This window comes from Clostridium hominis (assembly GCF_014287825.1).
In the GTDB taxonomy this organism is placed as follows: domain Bacteria; phylum Bacillota; class Clostridia; order Clostridiales; family Clostridiaceae; genus Clostridium; species Clostridium hominis.
This window is the reverse complement of the sequence record NZ_JACOOO010000016.1, coordinates 20,272-41,117: the sequence shown is the minus strand read 5'-3', so window position 1 is coordinate 41,117 and position 20,846 is coordinate 20,272. Positions and strand designations below refer to the sequence as shown.

Here is a 20,846-nt window from a genome sequence, read left to right as displayed (position 1 = left end):
ATATATTTAATTACAATTTGTAAATGAAAAAATAGACATCTCTTATTCATATATTACATAAACATTAATATATATATAGAAGAGTTCTAATGAAGGAGGATAAAATGTGATACAGGAAAGGGAATTTACTAGGGGATTATCTACAAGAGAAGCAGAAAAGAGACAAATGAGTTATGGATTAAATGAACTTAAACATAATAAGAAAAAGTCACCTTTTTTAATTTTTTTATCTCAATTTAATGATTTTATTACATGGGTTCTAATCGGAGCTACAATTATATCAGGGATTATGGGAGACGTAGCAGATGCCATTACTATTTTAATAATAGTTTTTGTAAATGCTATATTAGGATTTATCCAAGAATTTAAGACTGAAAAATCCTTAGAGGCTCTTCAAGAATTGGCAGCACCTACTTGTAAAGTTGTTAGAGATGGGGCTATAAAAGTTATAAATTCAAGAGAATTAACTATTGGTGATTTAGTAGTACTAGAAGCTGGAGATAGAATTCCAGCAGATGGTAACTTTGTTGATTGTCAAAATTTAATGGTGGATGAATCATTATTAACAGGGGAATCAGTAGGAGTTAGCAAAGATGCAGAGCTAGAGGTAGGCAAAAATGGGGATAAAAATAGATGCATAGGCTTTATGGGAACTATAATATTAAAAGGAAGAGGTCTTCTGCTAGTTGATGCCATAGGAATGAAAACTGAAATGGGGAAAATAGCAAATCTTCTTGATAATATCGAAGAGGAAAAATCACCTTTAAAAATAAGGCTTGATTCTTTAGGAAAGATTCTTGTTGCCATATGTTTAGTTATATGTTTTATAGTAACAGTTCTTGGAATAATTAGAGGTAATGATATTGCAGAAATGTTTTTATTAGGAGTATCATTAGCTGTTGCTGCGATTCCAGAAGGATTAGCTGCCATAGTTACAGTTGCATTAGCATTAGGTGTTAATAGGATGCTTAAGAGAAATGCTTTAGTTAGAAAGTTACCAGCTGTTGAGACTCTAGGATGTACATCAGTAATATGTTCAGATAAAACAGGAACATTAACTCAAAATAGAATGACTGTAAAAGAAATTCTTGTTAATGGTAAGATACACGAAGTAGATAAAGGAATGCCAGAAAACCATGAAATGTTAAAAAAGGCTTTTGTATATTGTAATGATACAAATTATGATTACTCTAAAAAAGATATGGAAAAGGCTCTTATGGGCGATCCTACAGAAACAGCTTTAATTAAAGTATTCTTTAAGAATGCAAAAGATATAAAAGCTTTTGTTTCAGGTGGAGTAAGAACATTTGAAATACCTTTTGATTCTAATAGAAAAATGATGAGTGTAATTATTCAAGAGCATAATAAAGAAGTTTGCTACATGAAAGGTGCTCCAGAAAGAGTACTTGAAAGATGTTCTGGAATACTAGAAAATGGTAAGGTTAGACCTTTAACTGCTCAAAAGAAGAAGCAAATATATAACTATATTGAAGCTATGTCTAATAGAGCTTTAAGATGTATTGCAGCAGCTTATAAGGATGAAGGTGTAGTTAAAAATAATATAGTAGAAAATGATTTAATATTCTTGGGGGTAGCAGGAAGTATTGACCCACCAAGATTAGAAGTTAGAGATGCTGTATTAAAATGTAAGATGGCTGGAATTAAACCTGTAATGATTACAGGAGATCATAAAAATACTGCATTGGCTATAGCAAAAAGTATAAATATATGTAATAGTGATGACCAAGCATTAACAGGGGAAGAACTTGAAAAGATGTCTGATAAAGAGCTTGTGGAAAAAGTAGCTAAGGTTAGGGTATTTGCGAGAGTATCTCCTAATCATAAATTAAGAATAGTAAAGGCTTTTAAGAAGACAGGGAATATTGTTGCTATGACAGGAGATGGTGTTAATGATGCACCGGCTATAAAGGAAGCAGATATTGGAGTTGCTATGGGTATTTCAGGTACTGATGTAACTAAAGAAGCTGCTGCTATGGTGCTTATTGATGATAACTTTGCAACAATTGTATCAGCTGTAGAAGAGGGAAGAATAATATATGATAATATAAGAAAGTTTATAAGATACCTATTATCTTGTAACTTAGGTGAAGTTCTTACAATGTTCTTAGCATCATTATTTTATTTACCAAATCCACTTACACCTATACAAATTCTTTTTGTAAATCTTGCTACAGATGGCCTTCCAGCTATTGCGCTAGGAGTTGATCCAGCAGATAAAGATATAATGAGACAACAGCCTAGAGAAAAGGATGAAAGTATATTTGCAAGAGGTCTATGGGAAAAGATAGTAGTTAGAGGGTGTTTAATTGGAGTATGCACATTATTATCATTTATGGTAGGTAGATTCTATATGCTAGATTTAGCTACATGTAGAACTATAGCTTTATGTACATTAGTAATGTCTCAATTATTCCATGTTTTTGAATGTAGATCAGAAAGACATTCAATATTTGAAATTAAGTTATTTACTAATCCATATTTAGTTGGTGCAGTATTAATATCAATAGTTATGATATGTAGTATATTATATATTCCTTTCTTAGGTAGTATTTTTAATACAGTTCCATTAAGATTTAAGGAATGGTCATTAGTACTATTCTTCTCAGGAAGTATTTTCTTAATAAATAGTATTTATTTATTAATTAAGTCTAAAAAATCAAATTAAAAAAGTCAGCTTAGCTGGCTTTTTCTTCTATTCATAATAATATATATAGTATTGAGAATTAAATCTTTTTAATTCTAATTAGGAATATTGCAGTAGTAGGAATATTATGGTAATATTTAGTGAAAGATTTAAAGATAGATAAGAGATCATTTAGACTATAATGTGAACTACAACTTTATAAGGAAAGAAGGTTTTATAGTGAATAAAATTATACTTATGACAGATTCGTGTTGTGACTTACCTTATGATTTTACAGAGGATAATAATTTAGTAGTTATTCCACTAAGACTAACATTAGGAGACATGACCATAGCAGACGATTTAGGGAAAACTTTAAAATATGAAGATTTTTATAAAGCTGTTAGAGGTGGAGAGATGCCAAAGACAGCACAAGCAAATGTTTATGAATTTGAACAAGAATTTGAAAAACATATTAAAAATGGAGATAAGGTAATTTATATAGGTTTTTCATCAGCTTTAAGTGGAACTTATAATAGTGCTAATATTGCAATGGAAGCTTTAAAAGAAAGATATAGTGATGCTGACATCTCGGTAATAGATAGCAAGTGTGCATCTATGGGGTTAGGTCTTTTAGTGTATTATGCAAACAACATGCTTAAAGAAGGCAAAGATAAAGAGGAAATAGTAAAATGGGTAGAAGAAAATAAACTTAAAGTTATTCATTGGTTTACAGTAGAGGATTTAAATCATTTATATAGAGGTGGAAGAGTATCTAAAGCAACAGCAACAGTGGGAACTTTATTAAGTATAAAACCTGTTATGCATGTGGATAATGAAGGAAGATTAATACCGGTTGAAAAAGCTAGAGGAAGAAAAAAATCCTTAAGCGCTTTAGTAAATAAGTTAATTGAAGAGATAGTAAATCCAGAAGAACAGGTTGTTTTTATAAGTCATGGTGACTGTATAGAAGATGTAGAGTATGTAAAAGAAAAAATTTTAGAAAAAATAAACGTAAAAGATATTGTTGTTAATCACGTAGGACCAGTCATAGGAACACATTCAGGGCCTGGGACTGTAGCAATTTTTTATTTTGCTAATGGAAGAGAATAAGGAATTGGATAGATTTGTCTTTGACAAGTCTATTTTTTTATAGGAAAATTTTATATAAAAAACATTAAGAATTTAATGTATAAAATAAGTAAATAATAAAAGGAGGGAGTGATAATATGGATATTTATTTTGATAATAGTGCGACTACTAAGCCTTATGAAGAAGTTATAAAGGCTGTAGGTGATGGGATGAGGGAGTATTTTGGTAATCCATCATCACTTCATAAGATAGGTATTAAATGTGAAAAGAGATTAACAGAGTGCAGAGAATATATTTCTTCAACAATAAAATCTGATAAAGATGAAATATACTTTACTTCAGGAGGAAGTGAAGGTAATAACTTTATTTTAAAGGGATTATTAAAACCAGGACATCATTTTATAACAACTTCTTTTGAGCATGGATCAATAATAAATACATGTAAAGAGTTAGAGGATAAAGGTGTCAAAATTACATATTTAGATGTAGATCAATATGGTAATATATCATTAGAAGACTTAGAAGAAGCTATAACTAAAGATACAGTATTAGTTTCAATAATGTATGTTAATAATGAGATGGGCGCTATCCAAAACATTGAGGAAATAGGAAAGCTTATAAAAGAGAAGTCAACTAGAGCAAGATTACACGTTGATGCAGTTCAAGCTTATGGAAAGTTTGATATAAATGTAAAAAAGATGAATATAGACTTTTTGACAGTTGCTGGACATAAGATTCATGGGCCTAAAGGCGTTGGATTTTGTTATATTAAAAAAGGTATAGTGTTAAATCCATTAGTTTCTGGAGGGGAGCAAGAAAAAGGCTTAAGAGCTGGAACTGTTGATTTACCAAGTATAATTGGATTGCAAAAGGCTGCTCAAATAACTTTTGATCATAAAGATGAGACTTATAAAAAAGTTTATGAGTTAAAAAAATATATGATAGAAAGACTTAAAGAAATAGATGATATAAGAATAAATAGTCCTTTAGAGGGGAATTTTTCTCCATATATTTTAAATGTATCTTTTAGAGGTGTAAGATCTGAAGTATTACTACATTTATTAGAGGAACAAAATATTTATGTAGCTACAGGATCTGCTTGTAGTTCAAAGGTAAGCATGTCAAAAGGTAGTTATGTAATTAAGGCATTAGGGCTTAATGCTAAAGAAATAGAAAGTGCTATAAGATTTTCATTTAGTTATGAAAACACTAAAGAAGAAGTAGATAAAGCTATAGAAGTTTTAAAAGGTTCACTTATATTTTTAAGGAGAGTTAGAAGATGAATAAATTAATATTAGTTAAATATGCACCAGAGATATTTTTAAAAGGCTTAAATAGAGGTAAATTTGAGAGACAGCTAATGAATAACATTAAAAAGAGATTAGCTGATATTGAATACGAAATAGTAGTAGATCAAGGAAGATACTTTATAAAGGCTCAAGATGTTGAAGCCGCAGTAGAGAGAGTAAGAAAAGTTTTTGGAGTTGTTGAAGTTTGTTTAGTTACAGAAGTTGAAAGAGACTTAACTGCTATAAAAGAAGAAGTTCTTAAAATGGTTAGTGAAATAAAACCAAAAACTTTTAAAATTGAAACTAATAGAGCAAATAAGAAATTCCCATTAAACTCTATAGAAGCTTCAAGAGATATTGGTGGATATGTATTACATCATTATGGAGAAGGTTTAGAGGTTGATGTTAAAAATCCAGAGTGTTTAGTAAATGTTGAAATAAGAGAAAAGGGAGCATATATCTTTACTAGTAAAGATAAGATAAAGGCTGTCGGAGGGTTACCATACGGTATTAATGGTAGCACTATGCTTATGCTTTCAGGTGGAATAGATTCGCCAGTAGCAGGATATTTAATGGCAAGAAGAGGTGTAGCATTAAACTGCGTATATTATCATAGTCATCCATATACATCTGAAAGAGCGAAAGATAAAGTTAAGGAATTAGCTAAAATTTTATCAGAATATGCTGAAAAGGTTAAGTTATATATAGTTCCATTTACAGAAATTCAAATGGCTATAATAAATGGATGTAGAGAAGATGAGTTAACTATAATAATGAGAAGATTCATGATGAGAGTAGCTTGTGAGTTAGCTGAAAGAAATGGAGTTCAATCAGTATCATCAGGGGAGAGTATAGGGCAAGTAGCATCTCAAACTATGGAAGGATTAATAGTAAGTACAGATTGTGCAGATAGACCAGTATTCCGTCCGTTAGTTACAATGGATAAAACTGATATTATGAATATTGCAAGAGAGATTGGTACATACGAAACTTCAATTTTACCTTATGAGGATTGTTGTACAATATTCGTTCCAAAGCATCCTAAAACAAAACCAAGATTAGAAGAGATGAGAAAATCTGAATCAGTGTTAGATATAGAGGCTTTAGTTAATAAGGCTATAGAAGAAACAGAGATTATTACATATTAGAAGGAAAGTGCGAAGAACTTTGGGCAAAAGTTTGGCTTCGTCAAAGTCCAAGAGGTCACTTTGTGACGACCAAGAGATTTACAATATCCAATAGTAGTGACTTAGAATTTAAAAAGCCTTTGGACATTTACGAAGTAAATATATTGGACTGTCGTAGGCAATCTTGGACTCGACGAAGTCGACTTTTGGACTGCCAATTTAGTGCGGAATTAAAAAAGGAACTGCAGTTGCAGTTCCTTTTTTATTATCTTGATCTCATTTTTGTAGCTTGTTGTCTAGCTTTTTTAATTTGTGCATGATCAAATGGATGTAGGTCTTTCTTAGTAGTTAAGTTAGCTATATTAGAAACAACTACTGTATCAGCTTCAGCCTTACCTTTTTCACCCTTGATTCCCATAATAATTACTTTGTGACCTTGGTTAACATCTATAAAAGTTGGTTTCTTAAACCATTTGTTCATTTTATATTGACATTTAACTACTTGCTTTCCTGCCTCAGGTTTAACAACTAGATATACTCTTATTTTATTAAAAATACCTAAAATGCTCTTAGTTTCAGTTTTTACTGATAAAATAGTACCAGAAACACTAGTCATTCTATCCCCATATTTTTGCATGTATGCATCTGAATAATACTTGCCTAATTTATCTTTGAAACCCATTTCAAAAACTCCTTTTATTAAAAAATTCTACTATTGCTAATATCATTATATCATATAAAACATAATTATAAAATAATAAATGTGTATACAAATATAAACATTTATATAATTTATTGCGATAAAGAGTTTTTATAATCAATTATGCCTTTATATACTGCTTCTGCACAAGCTGATTGGCCAGGTTTAGATTTAAGATAATATTCATCTTGAAAATTACTAATAAAACCGAATTCGACTAAAGCAGAGGTTGCATTAGTTTTTTCAAGAACAGCTAATGCTTCATCTTTATCTTCATAAAACTTTAAACCACGGTTAGTTGTGTAGTTTAAGCTGCTTAATTCATGTTGGAGATATGAAGCAAAGTCTTCATTAGCTTTTAAAGAAGGGTTATACCATGTTTCTACTCCTTTTGCATTTGTGTCATCATAATTGCTATTACAGTGAAGTGATATAAATAAATTTGCATTTGCGAGGTTAGAAATTTTTATTCTTTCCTTTAAACTATCGTTAGCAGTTTTTAACCAAGGTAAAGAATCAGAGGTTCTAGTATAAATAACCTTAATATCATCTTCAGAACTTAGTAACTCACCTAATTTTAATGCAATATTTAATGCGATATCTTTTTCTTCACATCCGGAAACACCTACGGTACCAGCATCCCAATCACCATGACCAGCATCTATACACACAATAAACTCTTTCTTATCAGAGTCATCAACTTTTTGAATAGTAGTAATAAAATTACTTTCACTTTTTATAGAAAGTATTAGTGGAAATAAAATAAGAGAAATTAAAATTGCGCTCGTGATTATTTGTCGCCTTTTCTTACGCTTGCGAAGCATTTTTCTTCTGTAATCTAAATTAAAGTTTGATGGTTCCATAAACACCTCTTAATTACTAGATTAAATATATAAATAGTATAGCAATGGGAAGATGTTATGTAAATATATGGTAAAAATCGATGACTATGCAAATATGTTCACAAAAAGTAAAAAAAAATTTTTTTTTACTGGAACAATTTAAGGGTATTTGTAGTCTAATGAGAGAAAATAATAATAACATAAGAAGGAATGCAAAAGTTATTAAGAGAAAAATTGCATTTTTTGAGATTTGTTGTAGTATTAAATTTGTAAATTATTTTAATATTTATTAACTAGAGAGGTGCTCAAAATGAAAAAGATATTAGTAAGTTTATTAGTAGCTGCTATGGTAGGTGCTACATTAACAGGATGTGGATCAAAGCCTGAAGGAGGAAATGGATCATCAGTAGAACAAACTTCAAGTGTATCACCTAAAGATGTAGTTGAAAAATTAAAAGAGTATATTCCGATGCCTATGGAACCGACTGAGGAAGAGGCTAAAGATATTTATCATTTAAATTTAGATGACGTAGAAAGCTATGGAATAGCTTTAACTGGAAGAAGTCCAGGAGTAGGATTTGCGATGGTTGTTAAGGCTAAAGATGGAAAGGTAGATGCTGTTAAAGCTTCTGTAGATAAGGTTTTAGAAGATAGAGTAGGTGCAGCATTCTATCCAGATGAAAAAGAAGTTGCTGAAAAAGCAAAGGTTGAAGTAGATGGAAATTTTGTTTCATTATTAATATTCAGTGATGATGTAGCTGCTGAAGCAATTCAAACTTATGAGGATGCAATTAAGTAATTAATTTTAAATTTAAAGGGGCTGATTGTCAGCTCCTTATTTTTATAATAAATTTTAAAATGGAGAGAGTACCATGGTTTTTAGTAGTATTTTATTTATTTTTAGATTTTTACCAATAGCATTAGGGATATATTATTTAACACCTAAGAAATATAAAAATTTTAGTTTACTTATATTAAGCTTAATATTTTACTCTTGGGGAGAAGCTAAATATTTCTTAATTATGATTTCATCAATAGTAGTTGATTATTTTGTAAGTAGAGGAATTGAAAGATATAGAGAAAGGAAGAATATTAAAATTAGTCTATTATGCATTTCTGTATGCTTTAATTTAGGTATGTTATTTTTCTTTAAATATTTTAACTTTTTTATAGATAATATAAATTCAATATTAGGATTAGCATTAAATCATGTAAAGATTACGCTTCCATTAGGTATTAGTTTTTATACATTCCAAACTATGTCTTATACAATAGACGTTTTTAGAGGTAAGGTTAAAGCTGAAAAAAATATTATTTCTTTTGGAGCCTTTGTCTGTCTTTTCCCACAACTTATAGCAGGGCCTATAGTAAAATACACAGATATTAATAAAGAGCTAGAAGATAGAAAGATGGATATAAATCAGATTGAAGAAGGTATAGAGTTATTTATATTAGGTTTAGGTAGAAAGGTTTTAATTGCAAATAATATTGGTATGCTTTGGACAGAGATTGAAGGTATAGGCTTTTCAAATATATCATCTGTTTTAGCTTGGCTTGGAGTTTTAGCTTTTGCTTTTCAAATATACTTTGATTTTAGTGGCTATTCATTAATGGCAATTGGATTAGGAAAAATGTTAGGCTTTAATTTTCCTCAAAACTTTAATAATCCATATATATCAAGAAGTATTACAGAGTTTTTGAGAAGATGGCATATGACATTAGGATCTTGGTTTAGAGAATATGTTTATATACCGTTAGGTGGAAATAGAGTTAATAAAGGTAGACTTGTATTTAATTTATTTGTAGTATGGTTTTTAACAGGGTTTTGGCATGGAGCCAGTTATAATTTTATAATGTGGGGAATTTATTTCTTTATTCTTATAGGAATTGAAAAGCTAGGTCTTTTAAAGTTCTTAGAAAAACATAAAGTATTTTCTCACATATATTCAATTTTCTTTATTTTAATAGGATGGGCTTTATTCTCAGTAACAGATTTAAGTCAGCTTAAAATTCTATTTATAAAGTTATTTAATATGACTGGCGGGATAGATTGGCTTTATTATATAAGAAATTATGGATTAACCTTAATTATAGCAACGTTATTTTCAACTCCTATAATTGAAATAGCATATAAAAAAATTATTAAAAATAAATTGATAAATACTGTGATTTTAATGTGTATATTTTTAATTTCTATAGCTTATTTAGTAGATGCTACTTATAATCCTTTCTTATATTTTAGATTTTAGGTGGTGATATGATGAAAAAAAATTATTTATTATATAGTTTTTTTATAGTAGTAGTTTTATTAAGTGTATTAGATATATTAAAGCCAGATAAAACTTTTTCTGACTTGGAGAATAGAAATCTAAAGCAAAAAGTAAAGTTTACAGTAGACGCTTTTTGGGATAATAGCTTTCAGCAAAACTATGAAAGTTATATTAATGATCAATTTATATTTAGAGATGGATGGATTGATATAAAATCGAGAAGTGAATATTGTTTAGGTAAAATTGAAAATAACGGAATTATATATGGGGATAAGGAGTATTTATTTGAAAAGTATTCGAGTTTTGACAATACTAGATTTTTAAATAATATTGAAGCTATAAAGATATTTAAAGATAAGGTCCCTTCTAAGGTGTCGCTTATGATAGCTCCTAACTCTTATGAAATATATAAAGAGCTTGTTCCTAAAGCTGCTCCTTTAGTTCCACAAGAAGAAAATATAGAGTATATATATGAAAATATAGTCGATACAAATAATATTAATTTATCAGAGATTATGAAAGAAAATAAAAATGAATATATTTACTATAGAACTGATCATCACTGGACTGTATATGGAGCATATTTAGCTTATAAAGAGTTTGTTGAGAGTATAGGGGAAATTCCTATAAAGTTAGAAGAAGGAGATGTTACGAAAGTAGATAATTTTTACGGAACATATTTTTCTAAGGCAAAGCCTTTTAATGTGGAGCCAGATATTTTTAGTTATTTAGATGTAAGCGGAGTTACTATGAGTATTCTAGGGGAAGAATATGATTCAATATATGATTATTCACAATTAGAATTAAGAGATAAATATGCATTATTTTTAAAAGGTAATAATGCTTTAACGGTTATAAAAAATAGTAACTTAAGTAATGGTAAAAAAATAGCAGTTATCAAAGACTCCTATGCTAATTCATTAGTACCTTATTTAACTCAAAACTTTGAAGAGATACATGTTATTGATTTAAGAACTTTTAAAGAAAAAGTAGATCAATATATAAATAATAACAATATTCAGGATGTATTAATACTATATAATTTTATTAATTTTACTAGAGATGTAAATATAATTAGATTAAAATATTAGAGGTATCAAAAGATATCTCTTTTAATTTGCAATTATAAGTTAATAATGAACAAAGACAATAAACTTTTATAAAATGATAGTGTATAACAACTAAAATTATAATTAGGAAAAATATTATGTATAAGCGAGGAGATTTTCATATTCATTCTACAGCTTCGGATGGAGCTTTAAAGCCAGATGAGATAATATTATTTGCAAAAAAACGAAATTTAGATATTATAGCATTAACAGACCATAATACTGTTAACGGTGTTGAAGTAGCAGTAGAATATGGTAAAATACATGGTGTTAAAGTAATACCAGGGTTGGAACTATCTACTAGATATAAAGGTATTAGAATTCATATATTAGGATATTTTAATTATGATGTTTATAAAAATGAATTATTTATAGATACAATAAATAATATTAAAAAAGGAAATATATCGTATATAAAAAATCGCTTTAGAGATATACTTACATTAAATAGAGGTAATAAAAAAATATCTATTGAAGAGGGGATAAGAATACTTAAATATTTTAGTGCTGTTGTAGTATTAGCTCATCCTGTTTTATTGCCAAGAGGGGTTTTTAATGAAGTAATAGAGATGGATTTTGACGGTATTGAAGCTAAATATTTTGCCAATACAGAAGAGGATACCAATTATTTTATTGAAGTAGCTAATAAAAGAAATATTATATATACAGCTGGCTCTGATTATCATAATGGATATGATTATTATAGGGCACATGGGTGTATTGGTGATGTATTTTTAGATGGAGAAGAAATAGAAAGTTTTTTAGAAGTATTAAATAGCAAATGAAAAGAAAGTAGGGATATGGTGAAATATATTTATAATCTAGCCTTTAAGATGGCTTTAAGTGCAACTATAGCCTTAGTTATAGGGGAATCTCTTGGATTTAAGTACTCAACAGTAGCTGCAGTTATAGCTATTTTAGGAATTCAAGATACTAGAAGGAAAGCTTTAATAGTAGGAAGAAATAGAGCTGTTGCATGTATTATTGGACAAATATTATCATTAATCGTTTATGGAATATTAGGGAATGGAGCTATTAGCTTTGGAATATTTTTATTAATATTAATACCTATAACGTCTAGACTTAAAATACAAGAAGGGATGATTGCGTCTGTTGTCTTATCTACGCATTTATTAGTAGCAGATAAGATAGACTTACCTCTAATAATAAATGAGTTTGGAATTATGATAATAGGTATAGGGGTAGCGTCTATAGCTAATTTGTTTATGCCTGCATTAGAGGATGAGTTTAGAAAAGATAAGATATGGATAGAGGAAAAATATAAAGTTATATTGTTAAAGATGTCTAAATCATTATTAACCCAAACTGTAGATATAGATGAGCAAAAAATAATGGATGATATAGAGAAGAATTTAATTCGTAGTAATATTACTGCATATAAAATTGTGAATAATAATTTTTTTAAGAGTTCATCATATTACACAGATTATATTGCTATGAGAAGAAATCAGTTTGATACTATTAAAAAGATGAGAAAAAATTTTGAGAGATTTAGTATGCCAGTTGATCAGATGAAAAACATGGCTATGTTTTTAAAGCGAGTTGCAGAAGATATTAGAGAAAATAATGATTGCAAAGAACATTTATATAGGTTAGAAAAGTTAAAGCTACAATATAAAAATATGGAGCTTCCAAAAACAAGAGAAGAATTTGAAAATAGGGCTCAATTACTAAATCTTTTAAATGATATGGAAGATTTTTTAAATATTAAAAGGAACTTTATATTAAATAATAAAATATATTGTTCGCATTTCTCACAAGATAAATGTTAGCTAAAGTTAAGAGAAATATGACTTCGTCAGAGCGATATACACTTTCAGTGTAGAAAAATATGCCTACAGCAGATATATCATATATGCCGTAGGCATTTGTTTATTTTCAGCTTACTGAACATTTCTCCTTTGCGTAAGCAAAATATTTCTTTTGCCAAAGGTAGAAATTTTCATTGTGATACTAGCGAACAGCTTATTACCATTGTCCAGGGTATGCAATTAAATATACCGAGACGTTTTGTCTACCCCAATTCATACACTCATCATAAGAATTAAGGTATAAGTCAATTATATTTCCTTGTATTGCTCCACCTGTATCAGCAGCAATAGCATATCCGTATCCGTCAACATACAACAATGATCCTAGTGGGATTATAGACGGATCAACAGCTATTGTACTTATTCCTTCTGAATCTCTAACAGGAACTGTACCTGTAGCAGTTATAGTATCACCAGTATAAGCAGTACTTTCCATTGTGAAATTACTTATATAACCAGGATTAATATTTTCGTTAGTTATAGTAGTATTGCTATCAGTAGTACTACTATTATTTGTATTTTTAACCGTAATATTGTTAGTAGAAACTTCTTTAGTAGCTTCTATTATTTTATTTAACTTCTCAACAGTATTTAAATTCTCTTTAAATTCATTATATCTAAATTCATGATTAGATATATTATCTGTTTTAGATAGTATATCAGCAAATGTTGGAAAAGAAGTTAGTGTTGATAGCGTAATAACGGTTAATGATAAAAAAAGTTTTTTAAACAAAATTACACCTCCAAAAACTAGCTTGTGTCCATCGAGTATTAAGTATAAACAGAGCCTTTGGGGCTTGTCAAATTAGTGTGGATAAATTTCACAGGGATAAATATCCCAAAGAGGCCTTTGGGGTATTTATCCAATTGATGCTTATATAAGTTATTTCAAAGAGTTAGAAGAGGGAAGAAAAAGCTATATCAAGAAAAAAATAATTACAATATAATCCTTAAATACCTATAATTTTATAGTTTGCTAATCGAAAAAAGTTGAAAAATACAAAGGTTTGTATAAATATAATCACAAAAAAAATAGTAGGGCATAGCATATATTATAAGTAAACAGTAAAAAGATAAAAAAATGGGGATAGTTCAGGAGGAAAAAATGGATAAAAATAATAGAGATTATTATTATTATGATAGTGATGATTATAATTCAGTAGATGAATATTCATCTAACAACTATGAAAAACATGAGTGCTCTTCTAATAAAAAAGAAAAAGAAAAATGTTATTCTAAGGAATATGAAGAACATGAATGTCATTGCAAAAACTATGAAGAATGTGAAAAATGTTATGTTTGTAGAGGGCCAAGAGGGCCAAGAGGACCACAAGGACCATGTGGACCAAGAGGACCAAAGGGTGAACCAGGAGAATGTGGACCATGCGGACCATGCGGACATTGCGGACCATGCGGACCATGCGGACCATGTGGACCAAGAGGGCCAAAGGGTGAACCGGGACCATGTGGACCAAGAGGACCAAAAGGTGAGCCAGGAGAATGTGGACCATGCGGACATTGCGGACCATGTGGGCCATGTGGACCAAGAGGACCAAAAGGAGATACAGGAGCAACAGGACCACAAGGACCAAGAGGGGCAACAGGACCATGCGGACCACAAGGAATACAAGGACCACAAGGACCAGTAGGGCCAGCAGGACAACAAGGAATAGCAGGACCAGTAGGACCAGCAGGACCACAAGGACCAACAGGAGCTCAAGGACTAAGAGGAGCAACAGGACCAGCGGGAACAATTGGAGATTTTGGTATAGTTTATAGAACAGTAGATGATCCAAATGTTGCATTGAATACTGGAGAGAATGTACCATTTACTACTAATGAAATAGTAGGAGATAATATAACTCACACAGCTAATAGTAGAGAGATAAGATTAAAAGGTAATGCATCATATTTAATAAAGTATTCAGTATCTTTTACTTCAGGTAATGGATGTAGTTCTAATAATAGAGATGTATCATTTACTTTAACTTATGTTAATGGAGATAAAGTTCCAGCATCACAATTTGCAGCTTCAGTTTCAGATGATACACGATTAAATAATATAGCTAATCATACTATTGTAAATTTATGTGAAGATAGAGTTATAAGATTGACTAACTTAACACAAGGAAATACTCCAGTAAATATTTATGCAGTTACTATTTCTATAGTTAGATTGAAATAGAACTATATAGGAGCTATCTACTAAATGATTTTCAAATCATTTAGTAGATGAGTTCCTTTTTAATATTTTTATTTAATTATTGCTTTTATATAACATAGCATATGGAAAGTAAAACGATTCTATTTTTTAGTAAGGAGATTTTCAGAACTGATATATTAGATTAAAGTAAATACACGATAAATCAATTAATGAATAATATATAATTATATAACAATTTCTTAGAGAGGATAAATTGAAGAAAGAAGTAATTATTGATACGAAAAGGGGAAAGGTTACAGAAGAATCAAAAGATGATTTAGTATGTTTAAAAGGTGATAAATTTAATGAAGATAGTAATTTCATTGAAAATTTATGTATTCTAATTAAGTCTGATGATATAGGAGAGAAGGAATATCCATTAAAGTTAGGTGGATACAATTTTAAACTTTTTTTAGGAAGTTTTTGTGATGACTGCACTGAAGATATACTTATATATGGAGAAAGTGGAGGTAGTGGCAATTATGCTATAGCAAATATATATCATTATGATGATGGAAAACTTTTGGAAATATTTAACACAGATACATTCTCAGATAAGTACAAATATAAGTGTAGATATTTAAATGATTTTAAGCTTGAGTTGATTTGTGATAAGTTACAGAAGAAATACATTATGGATATATCAACTATAAATAAAAATAATCTTAGTGAAATATATGATATGGATGGGAAAATAATTACAGATACTGATCCATCAGTATCATATGTAAATACTGTATATCCATTAGTAGATTTAGATTCGAATATTATGAGGATAGAAGCATATCAAAGGATTATTGGAATTACAAACTCAAGTACGCTTGGAGAAGTTATTAGTACTATTTCCTTAGAGGAATGTAAAACAAAGGTTATAGAACAGTTTGCAGCAACTTATGGAGAAGATGTTTCAGAACTATCAAGGGGAAATGATTTAAAAGAAGATATTATAAGTAAGTTGCCTGATGATGTTGTGTTAATAAATTTAAACAAGTTTGGTGGAAGAAATGGATTAATTAAGGCAGATATTGATGGAGATGGTAATGAGGAAATACTATGTGCATATAAGTATAAAGATGTACAGTATTTAAGTGCATTTAGAGAGATAGACGGTGTTGTTAAGTTTTTAGACAATATAGATGGAACAGGATATGATATATCAGATTTAATAATTGATAAGATAAAGCAAAAAGGCGGAGAAAGTATAGTAGTAGGATGGAGAATTGGTGGTATATGGTCAGTATTAGATATACTAGATTTTAAGGAAGGTAAATTTATAAAGACTTTGAAAGGGGATAAATTAAACTACTCCAAAATAGAACTTTGTGATTCAAGCAATTCTAGAGGTGGAAAAAATATAGCTTTATGGAGTCATGAAACAGGAGAGGCTTATAATGTACAAATTTATACATTAAGAGGGGAAGTTTTAGAAAAAACATATAAAGATGATAAAGATTATTTCTTGCGGGTAGAGGATTACTATAAAAATTTAATAAATAAATCTAGAGAGACACCACAATATTTATATTATTTAATTCAAGCTCAATGCAAGGCTGGGAAGAAGAAAGAAGCTTATGATAATATAAATAGAGCCTTGAAAAATCAAAATCCATTTCCTTCAGTACAAGAGTTGAAGAGGTTAAGAAAGAGTATAAGTAAATAAAATAGACATTTAATTAAGATAACTTTAAATTATTTATATATTTTGTTAAAAGCATATTTATTTTGATGTGAAAACTTGGATTTTTCTGTAGATGCTTAGAAATATATATATTTAAAGTTATCTTTTTTATAAAGGATAACACAAGGAAGTATACAGTAATATATAAGGATGGAAAAAAATATAATAAGCTTATATAATATGCTATAATATAGAATATACAAAGTTAAGGGAGGAATTTGCATGTCAATATTAAAGAGATTCACTGATATAATGTCTTCTAACATTAATGCTATGCTAGATAAGTGTGAGGACCCTGTTAAAATGGTAGATCAACTAATGAGAAACTTAAATAAGGATTTAAATGAAGTAAAAGTAGAAACAGCTTCAGTTATGGCGGAAGAAAGCAGAGCAAAAAGAGAACTTAATGAATGCCAAGTAGAAGTTAATAAAATGCTGGATTATGCTAAAAGAGCTGTTGCAGCAGGAAATGATGATGATGCAAGAAGATTTTTAGAGAAAAAGGTAACTCTTTCTGAAAAATTAACTTTATTACAAACAAAATATGATACAGCAAGATCAAATTCAGATAAAATGAAATCTATGTATAACAAAATATCAAGTCAAATTGAAGAACTTAATGAAAGAAGAGCTGTTATAAAAGCTAAGATGGCAACAGCTAAAATTCAAGAAAAAGTTAATTCAATAGGAAATAGCGTTAATAAATCAACTGCTAGTATGGATTCTTTTGCAAGAATGGAAGAAAAGGCAAATAGAATGTTAGATGAAGCAAATGCAATGGCAGAATTAAATGCTAAACCAGTTGATGATATAGATGATTTAATGGGTAAATATAACACTAATAATTCATCTGTAGAGGATGAACTTGCAGCTTTAAAGGGAAACAATGACGCTGTTGAAGATATGTTAAATAAGTTAAAAAGTGAGTAGTATAATATTAAATAGGATTATCTTTTAATATATAACGGAGGTAAAGATGGGATTATTTAAAAACCAACTTTTAAATGTAATTGAATGGAATGAGACAAGAGATGATGTTATCTTTTGGATGTGGAAGAATAACGAAATAAAGAAAAATAGTAGATTAATAATAAGACCAGGTCAAGATGCTATTTTTATGCAAAATGGTAAAGTTGAAGGTGTATTTACTGATGAGGGAAATTATGAAGTAGAAACTGAAATAATCCCATTTTTATCAACTTTAAAAGGCTTTAAGTTTGGATTTAATAGTGGGCTAAGAGCAGAAGTTTTATTTATTAACACAAAAGAGTTTTTAGTAAGATGGGGAACTAAAAGTCCAATTAATATACCAGCGCCAGGTATGCCAGGGGGCATGCCAATAAGATGTTTTGGTTTTTATACAGTAAAAATTGATGATTATATGACTTTAATAGATAAAGTTGCGGGGATAAAGAGCCAATTTACAGTTGAGGATATTAAGACACGTACATCAGCTATTATGGATGGCCTTCTAATGAAATGGATAGTAAAAGAAGGGAAAAATATGTTTAATCTTCAAGTAAATTCAGCAGATATAGCAAGAGGGTTAAAGATAGATTTAGATATGCAACTTTTACAAATAGGTTTAACTGTGACTGGAGTAACAATTGAAAACTTTAATTATCCAGAACAAGTTCAAAGTATGATAGATAAAAATGCTGCTTATGGGATGGTTGGAAATATAGGACACTACCAAAATGTAGCTATGGTTGAGTCTATGGAAAAGAATCCTGGAAGCTCAATAGGCAATATGGCTCAAGCTGGTATAGGAATGCAAATGGGAATGCAAATGGCAAAAGAAATGAAGAGTAACATGGATAATTCAAAGAATGATACTCATAATTCAAATAGTTGTCCAAACTGCCATAGTAATGTAGATAACAATGCTAAGTTTTGTCCAAACTGCGGAGAGAAGATAGTAAAAGTAGAAGAAAGCTCTAAAAAGAAATTTTGTTCTGAGTGTGGAGCAAAACAAGATGAAAATTCTAAGTTCTGTAGTGAATGCGGAAATAAACTTTAAAAAATGACAAGTGATAAGTTAGGAAATTGAATCAGCTTAAGCTGATTCAAAACTTGTCACTTGTCATTTATAAATTATCACCTAATAAAGCATTGAAATTTTACTAGGGAATAAGTTAATAAGTTAAAATTTCTATTCCTGTTTCTGTAACAAGAACGGTATATTCCCATTGTGCGGAAGGATATCCATCTTCTGTTAAAACAGTCCAATCGTCCTCTGAATCAATAAAAATATCTGGTTTTCCCATATTTATCATAGGCTCAATAGTGAAAATCATACCTGGAACTAATAGCATACCAGTACCTTTTTTACCAACGTGAGATACAAAAGGTTCTTCATGGAATTGTAAGCCTACTCCATGTCCGCCAAATTCTCTAACGACAGAATAGCCATTGCTTTCAGCATGTTTTTGAACTGCTTCTGCTATATCACCCATAAAGCCCCAAGGTTTAGCTGCTTCTAATCCTTTTTCTAAGCACTCTTTTGCCACATCTACTAATTTATCTAGGTCAGGATGAACTTCTCCTATTTTAAACATTCTAGAAGCATCAGAAAAATATCCATTATATATAGTAGAAACATCTACATTTATAATATCTCCTTCTTCTAATATTACCTCTGGACTAGGTATACCGTGACAAACTTCATCATTTATTGATGTACAAACACTTTTTGGATAGCCTTGAAAGTTTAGTGGAGCAGGAATAGCGCCTTGAGAAACTGTAAACTCATGAACTATTGTGTTTATTTCATCTGTGCTCATACCAACTTTTATATTTTTTGATACAAGATCTAAAACTGCAGTGTTTATTTTAGAACTTTCTTTTATACGTTGAATTTGTTCTTCGTTTTTAATTATACTTCTTGGAGGAATAATAGCACCTCTTTGGGCATAAGAAAATAATTTTTTGTCAAATTCAAGATGACAATGTTTATATTTTTTATTGCTACCGCACCAGCATGGTGCATTTCTATTAATGTTCATATTGTTCTCCTTAATTTTTTAATTACTATAATAATTATTATACTACTAAATTAGAAATGTTGATAATAAGTATAATAATGATATAAAATTATATTATAAATTATATTTATGGAGATAGAGGAGGAAGTATGGAATTAGAAATAATAAGAGCTATTCAGAGTATATCAAATCCATTTCTAGATATATTATTTCAAGTATTCACTATGTTTGGTGAAGAGTTAATATTAATATCTATAATAACAACTATATATTGGGCGTATGATAAAAAGTTTGGAGAGTATGTAGCTTATTCATCACTTACAAGCTTATTATTTAATAATGCGGTAAAAGATATATTTAAAATGAAGAGGCCTATTGGAGAAGAGGGAATTAGAACATTAAGAGCTGAAACAGCTACAGGATACTCCTTTCCAAGCGGACATAGCCAAGGTGCAGCATCTTTTTATGGAAGTATAGCTATATACTTTAGAAAGAGAATTATTTATATATTAGCTACTATTATAATTTTTTTAGTTGGGATATCAAGACTTTACTTAGGTGTTCATTATCCTAAGGATGTAGTAGTAGGAATAATCTTTGGACTTATAATAGCAATAATAACATATAAATTATTTAATTCTGTTAATAATAGAAACTTACTTTATGTAATAACTTTCTTATGTTTTATACCTGCATTAATATTTGCGCAGTCTCCAGATTTTATAAAAGGAATGGGAACATATTTAGGATTTGTTTTAGGTGTAATTGTTGAAAAGAGATATGTTAATTTTTCAGTTGAGGGAAGCTTAATTAATAAAGTATTAAGAGTTGTTATAGGTATAGCAATTTTACTTGTAATTAAATCAGGATTAAAATTAATTTTTCCTAATGAATTAATATTCCATTTTATAAGATATACAATAGTAACATTTGTAGGAATAGGAGTATATCCGGCAATATTTAAAAAGCTTAAAATATAAAGCAATGCTTTATTAATTTATAATTTTGAATTATAAATGATAAATTAAGGGGGAAATTCCTTGAAAGGAATCTTAAAAGAAACTGCCTAAGCAGTT

The 20,846-nt window shown here is 29.4% G+C and carries 17 protein-coding genes and 1 pseudogene; 14 read left to right on the top strand and 4 right to left on the bottom strand.

From position 1 onward, the window contains the following. Positions 1-106: 106 nt before the first annotated feature. The 4 genes from H8S20_RS08435 (at position 107) to thiI (ending at position 6,173) form a co-directional block, all read left to right on the top strand. Positions 107-2,686, top strand: a complete 2,580-nt coding sequence (locus tag H8S20_RS08435; RefSeq protein ID WP_186859843.1) for a calcium-translocating P-type ATPase, SERCA-type — start codon at positions 107-109, stop codon at positions 2,684-2,686. A gap of 198 nt (positions 2,687-2,884) precedes the next feature. Next, entirely contained in the window at positions 2,885-3,757 is an 873-nt protein-coding gene (locus tag H8S20_RS08430; protein ID WP_366455896.1) for a DegV family protein, read from the top strand. 116 nt (positions 3,758-3,873) lie between these two features. Further along, on the top strand, positions 3,874-5,019 hold the full coding sequence (locus H8S20_RS08425) for a cysteine desulfurase family protein (RefSeq protein WP_186859842.1): 1,146 nt from the start codon (positions 3,874-3,876) through the stop codon (positions 5,017-5,019). After that, positions 5,016-6,173: a tRNA uracil 4-sulfurtransferase ThiI gene (gene thiI, locus H8S20_RS08420; protein WP_186859841.1), complete on the top strand. Its 1,158-nt coding sequence runs from the start codon at positions 5,016-5,018 to the stop codon at positions 6,171-6,173. Before H8S20_RS08425 ends, thiI begins: the two co-directional genes overlap by 4 nt. Before the next feature lie 244 nt (positions 6,174-6,417). Here thiI and H8S20_RS08415 read toward each other — a convergent pair whose 3' ends face one another. Together H8S20_RS08415 and H8S20_RS08410 are read right to left on the bottom strand one after the other, a co-directional pair. Continuing rightward, complete coding sequence (locus H8S20_RS08415; RefSeq protein WP_032117692.1) at positions 6,418-6,834, bottom strand: hypothetical protein; 417 nt, start codon at positions 6,832-6,834, stop codon at positions 6,418-6,420. Positions 6,835-6,944: 110 nt separating this feature from the next. Continuing rightward, positions 6,945-7,676 (bottom strand): N-acetylmuramoyl-L-alanine amidase family protein, encoded by a 732-nt coding sequence (locus H8S20_RS08410; protein WP_243177581.1) that lies wholly within the window; start codon positions 7,674-7,676, stop codon positions 6,945-6,947. Between the two features lie 328 nt (positions 7,677-8,004). Here H8S20_RS08410 and H8S20_RS08405 point away from each other — a divergent pair, with 328 nt between their 5' ends. From H8S20_RS08405 to H8S20_RS08385, 5 genes are all read left to right on the top strand, one after another. Then, complete coding sequence (locus H8S20_RS08405; RefSeq protein ID WP_186859839.1) at positions 8,005-8,493, top strand: DUF4358 domain-containing protein; 489 nt, start codon at positions 8,005-8,007, stop codon at positions 8,491-8,493. A gap of 73 nt (positions 8,494-8,566) precedes the next feature. After that, positions 8,567-9,943: an MBOAT family O-acyltransferase gene (locus H8S20_RS08400; RefSeq protein ID WP_186859838.1), complete on the top strand. Its 1,377-nt coding sequence runs from the start codon at positions 8,567-8,569 to the stop codon at positions 9,941-9,943. Between the two features lie 11 nt (positions 9,944-9,954). Beyond that, positions 9,955-11,055 (top strand): DHHW family protein, encoded by a 1,101-nt coding sequence (locus H8S20_RS08395; RefSeq protein ID WP_186859837.1) that lies wholly within the window; start codon positions 9,955-9,957, stop codon positions 11,053-11,055. A gap of 116 nt (positions 11,056-11,171) precedes the next feature. Next, positions 11,172-11,858 (top strand): PHP domain-containing protein, encoded by a 687-nt coding sequence (locus H8S20_RS08390; protein WP_032117698.1) that lies wholly within the window; start codon positions 11,172-11,174, stop codon positions 11,856-11,858. 15 nt (positions 11,859-11,873) lie between these two features. Continuing rightward, complete coding sequence (locus H8S20_RS08385; protein WP_042281316.1) at positions 11,874-12,866, top strand: aromatic acid exporter family protein; 993 nt, start codon at positions 11,874-11,876, stop codon at positions 12,864-12,866. 196 nt (positions 12,867-13,062) lie between these two features. Here the strand turns inward: H8S20_RS08385 and H8S20_RS08380 are convergent. Continuing rightward, a pseudogene (locus tag H8S20_RS08380) lies at positions 13,063-13,380 on the bottom strand (3D domain-containing protein); the annotation flags it as partial. Positions 13,381-14,010: 630 nt separating this feature from the next. Here H8S20_RS08380 and H8S20_RS08375 point away from each other — a divergent pair. From H8S20_RS08375 to H8S20_RS08360, 4 genes are all read left to right on the top strand, one after another. Continuing rightward, a complete protein-coding gene (locus tag H8S20_RS08375) occupies positions 14,011-15,090 on the top strand; it encodes a collagen-like domain-containing protein (RefSeq protein ID WP_186859836.1) in 1,080 nt (359 codons plus the stop codon). Between the two features lie 232 nt (positions 15,091-15,322). Beyond that, on the top strand, positions 15,323-16,768 hold the full coding sequence (locus tag H8S20_RS08370) for a YybI family spore inner coat protein (protein WP_186859835.1): 1,446 nt from the start codon (positions 15,323-15,325) through the stop codon (positions 16,766-16,768). Positions 16,769-17,008: 240 nt separating this feature from the next. Further along, positions 17,009-17,716: a PspA/IM30 family protein gene (locus H8S20_RS08365; protein WP_032117700.1), complete on the top strand. Its 708-nt coding sequence runs from the start codon at positions 17,009-17,011 to the stop codon at positions 17,714-17,716. A 46-nt stretch (positions 17,717-17,762) separates the two neighbouring features. Further along, positions 17,763-18,806: an SPFH domain-containing protein gene (locus H8S20_RS08360; protein WP_186859834.1), complete on the top strand. Its 1,044-nt coding sequence runs from the start codon at positions 17,763-17,765 to the stop codon at positions 18,804-18,806. A 115-nt stretch (positions 18,807-18,921) separates the two neighbouring features. Here the strand turns inward: H8S20_RS08360 and H8S20_RS08355 are convergent, their stop codons facing one another. Then, positions 18,922-19,791, bottom strand: coding sequence for a methionyl aminopeptidase (locus H8S20_RS08355; protein ID WP_186859833.1), 870 nt, complete (start codon positions 19,789-19,791; stop codon positions 18,922-18,924). Between the two features lie 128 nt (positions 19,792-19,919). Between H8S20_RS08355 and H8S20_RS08350 the strand changes: the two genes are divergently transcribed. Then, on the top strand, positions 19,920-20,750 hold the full coding sequence (locus H8S20_RS08350) for a phosphatase PAP2 family protein (protein WP_032117703.1): 831 nt from the start codon (positions 19,920-19,922) through the stop codon (positions 20,748-20,750). Positions 20,751-20,846 lie beyond the last annotated feature (96 nt).

Excerpts from the sequence above, each read along its gene's own strand:
- H8S20_RS08395 (WP_186859837.1), top strand. The coding sequence starts at position 9,955 with ATGAAAAAAAATTATTTATTATATAGTTTTTTTATAGTAGTAGTTTTA.
- H8S20_RS08385 (WP_042281316.1), top strand. The coding sequence starts at position 11,874 with ATGGTGAAATATATTTATAATCTAGCCTTTAAGATGGCTTTAAGTGCA.
- H8S20_RS08365 (WP_032117700.1), top strand. The coding sequence starts at position 17,009 with ATGTCAATATTAAAGAGATTCACTGATATAATGTCTTCTAACATTAAT.
- H8S20_RS08405 (WP_186859839.1), top strand. The coding sequence starts at position 8,005 with ATGAAAAAGATATTAGTAAGTTTATTAGTAGCTGCTATGGTAGGTGCT.
- H8S20_RS08400 (WP_186859838.1), top strand. The coding sequence starts at position 8,567 with ATGGTTTTTAGTAGTATTTTATTTATTTTTAGATTTTTACCAATAGCA.
- H8S20_RS08375 (WP_186859836.1), top strand. The coding sequence starts at position 14,011 with ATGGATAAAAATAATAGAGATTATTATTATTATGATAGTGATGATTAT.
- H8S20_RS08415 (WP_032117692.1), bottom strand. The coding sequence starts at position 6,834 with ATGGGTTTCAAAGATAAATTAGGCAAGTATTATTCAGATGCATACATG.
- H8S20_RS08425 (WP_186859842.1), top strand. The coding sequence starts at position 3,874 with ATGGATATTTATTTTGATAATAGTGCGACTACTAAGCCTTATGAAGAA.
- H8S20_RS08360 (WP_186859834.1), top strand. The coding sequence starts at position 17,763 with ATGGGATTATTTAAAAACCAACTTTTAAATGTAATTGAATGGAATGAG.
- H8S20_RS08350 (WP_032117703.1), top strand. The coding sequence starts at position 19,920 with ATGGAATTAGAAATAATAAGAGCTATTCAGAGTATATCAAATCCATTT.
- H8S20_RS08390 (WP_032117698.1), top strand. The coding sequence starts at position 11,172 with ATGTATAAGCGAGGAGATTTTCATATTCATTCTACAGCTTCGGATGGA.
- thiI (WP_186859841.1), top strand. The coding sequence starts at position 5,016 with ATGAATAAATTAATATTAGTTAAATATGCACCAGAGATATTTTTAAAA.
- H8S20_RS08355 (WP_186859833.1), bottom strand. The coding sequence starts at position 19,791 with ATGAACATTAATAGAAATGCACCATGCTGGTGCGGTAGCAATAAAAAA.
- H8S20_RS08410 (WP_243177581.1), bottom strand. The coding sequence starts at position 7,676 with ATGCTTCGCAAGCGTAAGAAAAGGCGACAAATAATCACGAGCGCAATT.